A 6,163-nucleotide genomic window follows, 5' to 3' on the forward strand; every position below is an offset into this window, starting at 1 on the left:
ACTGGAGCACCTTGGTGACGACGCCGGCGCCGACGGTACGGCCACCCTCGCGGATGGCGAAGCGCAGGCCTTCCTCCATCGCGATCGGCTTGATCAGTTCCACCGTGAACGAGATGTTGTCCCCCGGCATCACCATCTCCACGCCCGCCGGAAGTTCCACCACGCCCGTCACGTCCGTCGTGCGGAAGTAGAACTGCGGACGGTACCCGCCGAAGAACGCGCTGTGACGGCCACCCTCGTCCTTCGAGAGCACGTACACGCTCGCCTCGAACTTGGTGTGCGGGGTGATGCTCCCGGGCTTGGCCAGCACCTGACCGCGTTCGATGTCGTCGCGGGCCACGCCGCGCAGCAGCACGCCCACGTTGTCGCCCGCCATGCCCTGGTCGAGCAGCTTGCGGTGCATTTCGATGCCCGTGACGATCGTCTTGCGGGTGTCCGACAGTCCGACGATTTCGACGTCGTCCTGGATCTTGACGATGCCGCGCTCCACGCGTCCGGTCGCGACGGTGCCGCGCCCGGTGATGGTGAAGACGTCCTCGACGGGCATCAGGAAGGGCTTGTCGGTGGCGCGTTCGGGGGTGGGGATGTACGCGTCGATCGCGTCGAGCAGTTCCCAGATCTTGTCCACCCAGGGGTTCTCGCCACGCTGGGTCTTGGGGTTGCCCTGCAGGGCTTCGAGGGCCTGCAGCGCGCTGCCGCGGATGATCGGCACGTCGTCACCGGGGAATTCGTAGCGGCCGAGCAGTTCGCGGACTTCCATCTCGACGAGTTCGAGGAGTTCTTCGTCGTCGACCATGTCGACCTTGTTGAGGAACACGACGATGTAGGGCACGCCGACCTGACGGGCGAGCAGGATGTGCTCGCGGGTCTGGGGCATGGGGCCGTCGGCGGCGCTGCACACCAGGATGGCTCCGTCCATCTGGGCGGCACCGGTGATCATGTTCTTGACGTAGTCGGCGTGGCCGGGGCAGTCGACGTGGCTGTAGTGGCGGGTGGGGGTGTTGTATTCGACGTGGGCGGTGTTGATGGTGATGCCGCGGGCCTTTTCTTCGGGGGCCTTGTCGATCTGGTCGTAGGCGAGCTTTTCGACGGTGGGGTCGGCGGCGGCGGCGGTGAAGGTGATCGCGGCCGTGAGGGTGGTCTTGCCGTGGTCGACGTGACCGATGGTGCCGACGTTCACGTGCGGCTTCGTGCGTTCGAACGTACCCTTCGCCATAATAATCCTCCTCATGAGAATGCGGCCCGCGTGTCTCGCGGGCCCATTCGACCAACTTCTGGAGCTCGTGGTCGGGATTGAACCGACGACCTCTCCCTTACCAAGGGAGTGCTCTACCACTGAGCTACACGAGCATGGAGCGGGAGACGAGATTCGAACTCGCGACATTCAGCTTGGGAAGCTGACGCTCTACCAGCTGAGCTACTCCCGCGATGATGGTGGGCAGGGGCGGATTTGAACCGCCGTACTCTTTCGAGAACAGATTTACAGTCTGTCGCCTTTAACCACTCGGCCACCTACCCGCGCTGGTCCAAACTTGCACTGACCCACTTCGTTGGAGCCACTCAGGAGACTTGAACTCCTAACCTTCCGATTACAAGTCGGGTGCTCTACCAATTGAGCTAGAGTGGCACCTGTCCTGCCTCGGAAGCGAGAGCTCCCTGAGCGCGGAAACTTCCTCGCTACGCCTCGCGTGACCGCTCGGCCGCTCGTCCACTTCCGGATTGGGATACTAGCACCGCCCAAAACCGTTGTCAAGAAACGCCGCGCGCCGCGCCCCGAGGGGCCGAACAGGGAACGGAACTTCACGAAGTTCCACCCTCGAACTCGGCCATACGGCGCATAGTGATAAGCCGACCGGCGCGCGTAGACTGACTCCTCTATCCCAGCGCGCCGAAGCCGCCCGAGGTGATCTTGAACAGTCTGCGAACGTTGTGGCCGTACCTCTCCATGCACAGGCGGCAGTACATCGTGGGCCTCATCGCCGTCACGATCGCGAACGCCTCCATCCTCCTCCCGGCCTACTTCCTCGGTCGCGCCATCGACGCCCTGCGCCGCGCGGGCGACGGCGACCCCAGCACGCCCGGCACCACCCTCGGCGTCGTGCTGCTCTACGCGCTCGGCGTGATCGGCGGCGCCGCCCTCTCGGGCGCCGCGATGTTCGTCATGCGCCGCCAGATCGTCGTGGCCAGCCGACAGACCGAGTACGAGGTCCGGCGCGACATCTTCGCGCACCTCCAGGGGCTCGACAAGCACTACTACGACCGCGCCCGCACCGGCGACCTGATGAACCGCCTCACCGGCGACCTCTCCGCCGTGCGCGAGATGCTCGGCTTCGGCGCGTGGCAGATCGCGAGCGTCGTCACGGCCTTCGGCTCGTCGCTGTTCGTGATGTTCGGCATCTCCGTCAAGCTCACGCTGCTCGTCCTCGCCGTCTTCCCGGTCATCATCCTCGTGCTGTACTACCTCGCGCGGCAGATCAGCAAGCGGTACGTCCTCGTGCAGGAGCAGAACTCCGCCATCAGCGCCAAGGCGCAGGAGAACTTCTCCGGCGCCCGCGTCGTCAAGGGCTACGCCATCGAACACCGCGAGATCGCCGAGTACAAGACGATGAACAACGAGCTCATCCGGCGCCTGCTGTCGCTCGTGCGCGTCGAGGGCCCCCTGCAGGCCTTCATGAGCCTCCTGATGGGCATCGCCTACGTCCTCGTGCTGCTCTACGGCGGCCGCATGATCCTCGGGCTCGTGCCCGGCGAGACGCTCACGGTGGGCCGCTTCACCCAGTACGCCCTCACCCTGGAACGCCTCGCGTGGCCCATGCTCTCCATCGGCTTCATCGCGAACCTCACCCAGCGCGGCCTCGCCTCCTGGAACCGCCTGCAGGAGATGCTCGACGCGCGCCCCCTCGTGCACGACACGAAACGCACGGACCGCTCCATCCGCACGCTGCGCGGCGACCTGCGCTTCGACCACGTCTCGCTGCGCTACGGCCAGACGACCGTCCTGCACGACATCACCCTCAACGTGCCCGCCGGGATCACCCTCGGCATCACGGGCCCCACCGGGAGCGGCAAGACCAGCCTCGCGCAGCTCGTCGCGCGTCTCGCCGATCCCAGCGACGGCCGCGTCCTCATCGACGGCACGGACGTCCGCCACATCCCCCTCAAGACGCTGCGCGCCAACATCGGCGTGGTGCCGCAGGAACCCTTCCTGTTCAGCGACAGCATCGCCCGCAACATCGCCTTCGGTCTCGACAACGAGGGCTTCGAGCCCATCCCCACGCGCGTCAGCGTCCTCAGCACGAAGGTGCCCGCCGCGAGCGACAGCCCGCCCGACATGAACCGCGTCCGCGCCGCCGCCGAACTCGCGGGGCTCGCGCGCGACGTGGAGGACTTCCCGAACGGCTACGACACCATGCTCGGCGAGCGCGGCGTCACCCTCTCCGGCGGTCAGCGCCAGCGCACCGCCCTCGCGCGCGCCATCGTCCGCGAACCCGCCATCCTCATCCTCGACGACGCCACCAGCGCCGTCGACACCGAGACCGAGTCGCGCATCCTGCGCGGCCTGCGCGAGGTGCAGCGGGGCCGCACCGTCCTCCTCATCGGGCACCGCGTCTCCACCCTGAGGCACGCCGACCACATCGTCGTCCTCGACGGCGGCGGCATCGTCGAGCAGGGCAGCCACGACGAGCTCCTCGAGCGCGGCGGGCACTACGCCGAACTCGAACGCAAGCAGCGCCTCGCGAGGGAAGTCGACGAGGACACCGAATCCACCCCCCGGCCCAGCGAGGCGGAGGCCCGTTCATGACCATCCAGGCCGACGAGGCTGCCAAGAAGGACTTCGACGCGCACCTGACGCGCCGCATCCTCAACTACCTCAAGCCCTACACGAAGCTCGTCGGGGCCGGACTGCTGCTCGCGCTGCTCATCGCGATCTCGCAGCCCCTGTTCAACCTGCTCCAGCGGCACGCCATCGACCAGTACCTCGTCTACCCCGACGGCACGCCCCGCGCCGAGCGTGAACTCCTCTACCGCGGCGTCGTCACCATCGCGCTCGGCTACCTCGGGCTCAAGATCGTCGAGTTCGCGCTGCGCTACGGCTTCACGCTCGCCATCAGCTACCTCGGCCAGCGCGTCCTGTACGACATCCGCAGCGACCTCTTCACGAAGCTGCAGCGCCTGCACCTCGCCTTCTTCGACCAGAATCCCGTCGGGCGCCTCATCACGCGCGTCACGTCCGACGTGGACGCCATCAACCAGTTCATCACGGCGGGCCTCGTCTCCCTGATCCAGTCGAGCCTCCTGATCGTCGTGTACGTCGTGATCATGCTCAGCATCAGCTGGCAGCTCGCGCTCGTCAGCTTCGCCGTGCTGCCCATCCTGTTCTTCGTCACGAGCTTCTTCCGCGTCCGCATCCGCGACGCGTTCCGTCACACGCGCCTCCAGCAGGCCATCGTGAACAGCAAGCTCAACGAGAACATCACCGGCATGACCACCGTGCAGCTCTTCTCCCGCGAGGCGCGCATCGGCGTGGAGTTCGACCGCGCCAACCGCGACCTGCTCGGCGCGAACCTCAACAGCATCAAGTGGTTCTCGCTGTACATGCCGACCGTGTCGATCCTCGCGCAGGTCGCGACGGCGCTCGTGCTGTGGTACGCCGGGCGCGGCATCCTGCAGGGCGCGGGCGTCACGATCGGCACGCTCGTCGCGTTCGTCGGGTTCATCACCGCGCTCTTCCAGCCCATCCAGGACCTCGCGGACGTCTTCAACAACCTGCAGGCCGCCATGGCGTCCAGCGAACGCATCTTCGGCGTCCTCGACACCGAGGAGCGCATCACCGACAAGCCCGGCGCGCGCGCCCTGACCAGCTTCGAGGGCCGCGTGGACCTCGAGGGCGTCTGGTTCGCCTACGACGAGAACGTCACCGCGGACACGCCCGACACCGACGACCGCTGGACGCTGCGCGGCATCGACCTCCACATCCGCCCCGGCGAGAGCGTCGCCCTCGTCGGCGCGACCGGCGCGGGCAAGACCAGCATCACCAGCCTCGTGAGCCGCTTCTACGACGTGCAGCGCGGCAGCGTGAAGGTGGACGGCACCGACGTCCGCGACCTCCAGCAGCACGACCTGCGCCGTCATGTGGGCGTGGTGCTGCAGGACGTCTTCCTCTTCGCGGGCACCATGGAGAGCAACCTCACGCTCGGCAACCCCGAGATCCCGCACGAGCGCGTCGTGCAGGCCTGCAAGTACGTCGGCGTGCACGACTTCATCATGGGCCTCCCCGAGGGCTACGACACCGAGGTCCGCGAGCGCGGCGCGACGCTCTCCACCGGGCAGAAGCAGCTCATCGCCTTCGCCCGCGCGCTCATCCAGAACCCCGACATCCTGCTCGTCCTCGACGAGGCCACCGCCAACATCGACACGGAGACGGAACTGCAGATCCAGGCGGCGCTGCGCAAGGTCATGGTGGGCCGCACCAGCATCATCATCGCGCACCGCCTCTCCACCATCGAGCACTGCGACCGCATCGTCGTGATGCGCAAGGGCCGCGTCGTGGAGGAGGGCTCGCACGCGGAGCTCCTCGCGCGCGGCGGGTACTACGCGCGCCTGTACCGCCTCCAGTACGCCGAGGGCGGCATGGCCGCCGACGACTGAACCTCACGGCAGGAAAGGGCCCCGGCGTGACGCGCCGGGGCCCTTCGCCTTCCGCCCCACCGGAACTGGTACGGTCTCCCCATGGCCCCAGAGCACTTCACGCCCGGAACCTGGCACCTCACGCCCGAGCAGCGCCGCGAGCGGCTCGGGCGGCTCCGTGACGAGCTGCGCGGCTGGCAGGCGCGCGCCACGAGCGCGGTGGAGGGGTGGACCTTCGCGGCGCCCGGCGCGGCGCCCGTGCCCCTGAGCGTGGGCGACGCGTGGCCCGCGGTGGATCAGGCCGTCACGGGCGGCCCCGCCCTGTTCGAGGCGGACCTGAGCGTCCCCGAGGGCTGGGACGCCCACCTCGCGGAACTGGCGCTCGACGTGGGCGGCGAGGGCCTCGTGATCCTCACGGACGCGGCGGGCGGGCGCGTCACGGCGGGCGGGCTCAACCCCTTCCACCGCCGCTTCCCGCTTCACGGGCACACTCGCGCGCACGTCCGGGTCGAGGCCGTCCCGAAAGGCCTGTTCG

The 6,163-nt window shown here is 67.9% G+C and carries 3 protein-coding genes, 4 tRNA genes and 1 pseudogene; 3 read left to right on the plus strand and 5 right to left on the minus strand.

What is annotated here, in order from left to right; translation table 11 throughout:
• The 5 genes from tuf to DEIPI_RS0118000 form a co-directional block, all read right to left on the minus strand.
• Positions 1-1,216, minus strand: a 1,216-nt coding sequence (tuf, locus tag DEIPI_RS32400; protein ID WP_045234653.1) for an elongation factor Tu, incomplete at its 3' end; no start/stop codon positions are given.
• Between the two features lie 59 nt (positions 1,217-1,275).
• A tRNA-Thr gene (locus DEIPI_RS0117985) sits at positions 1,276-1,350 on the minus strand.
• 1 nt (position 1,351) lies between these two features.
• Positions 1,352-1,427, minus strand: a tRNA-Gly gene (locus DEIPI_RS0117990).
• 5 nt (positions 1,428-1,432) lie between these two features.
• Positions 1,433-1,518, minus strand: a tRNA-Tyr gene (locus DEIPI_RS0117995).
• Positions 1,519-1,551: 33 nt separating this feature from the next.
• A tRNA-Thr gene (locus DEIPI_RS0118000) sits at positions 1,552-1,627 on the minus strand.
• Positions 1,628-1,945: 318 nt separating this feature from the next.
• Here DEIPI_RS0118000 and DEIPI_RS0118005 point away from each other — a divergent pair.
• From DEIPI_RS0118005 to DEIPI_RS40295, 3 genes and pseudogenes are all read left to right on the plus strand, one after another.
• Positions 1,946-3,802: an ABC transporter ATP-binding protein gene (locus DEIPI_RS0118005; RefSeq protein WP_045234654.1), complete on the plus strand. Its 1,857-nt coding sequence runs from the start codon at positions 1,946-1,948 to the stop codon at positions 3,800-3,802.
• Positions 3,799-5,649 (plus strand): ABC transporter ATP-binding protein, encoded by a 1,851-nt coding sequence (locus tag DEIPI_RS0118010; RefSeq protein WP_027482677.1) that lies wholly within the window; start codon positions 3,799-3,801, stop codon positions 5,647-5,649. The genes DEIPI_RS0118005 and DEIPI_RS0118010 overlap by 4 nt, the downstream gene beginning before the upstream one ends.
• A gap of 81 nt (positions 5,650-5,730) precedes the next feature.
• Positions 5,731-6,163: pseudogene (locus DEIPI_RS40295) on the plus strand (hypothetical protein); the annotation flags it as partial.

It is taken from the genome of Deinococcus pimensis DSM 21231, from assembly GCF_000519345.1.
In the GTDB taxonomy this organism is placed as follows: domain Bacteria; phylum Deinococcota; class Deinococci; order Deinococcales; family Deinococcaceae; genus Deinococcus_A; species Deinococcus_A pimensis.

Coding starts and splice junctions, on each gene's coding strand:
- DEIPI_RS0118005 (WP_045234654.1), top strand. CDS start 1,946: ATGCACAGGCGGCAGTACATCGTGGGCCTCATCGCCGTCACGATCGCG.
- DEIPI_RS0118010 (WP_027482677.1), top strand. CDS start 3,799: ATGACCATCCAGGCCGACGAGGCTGCCAAGAAGGACTTCGACGCGCAC.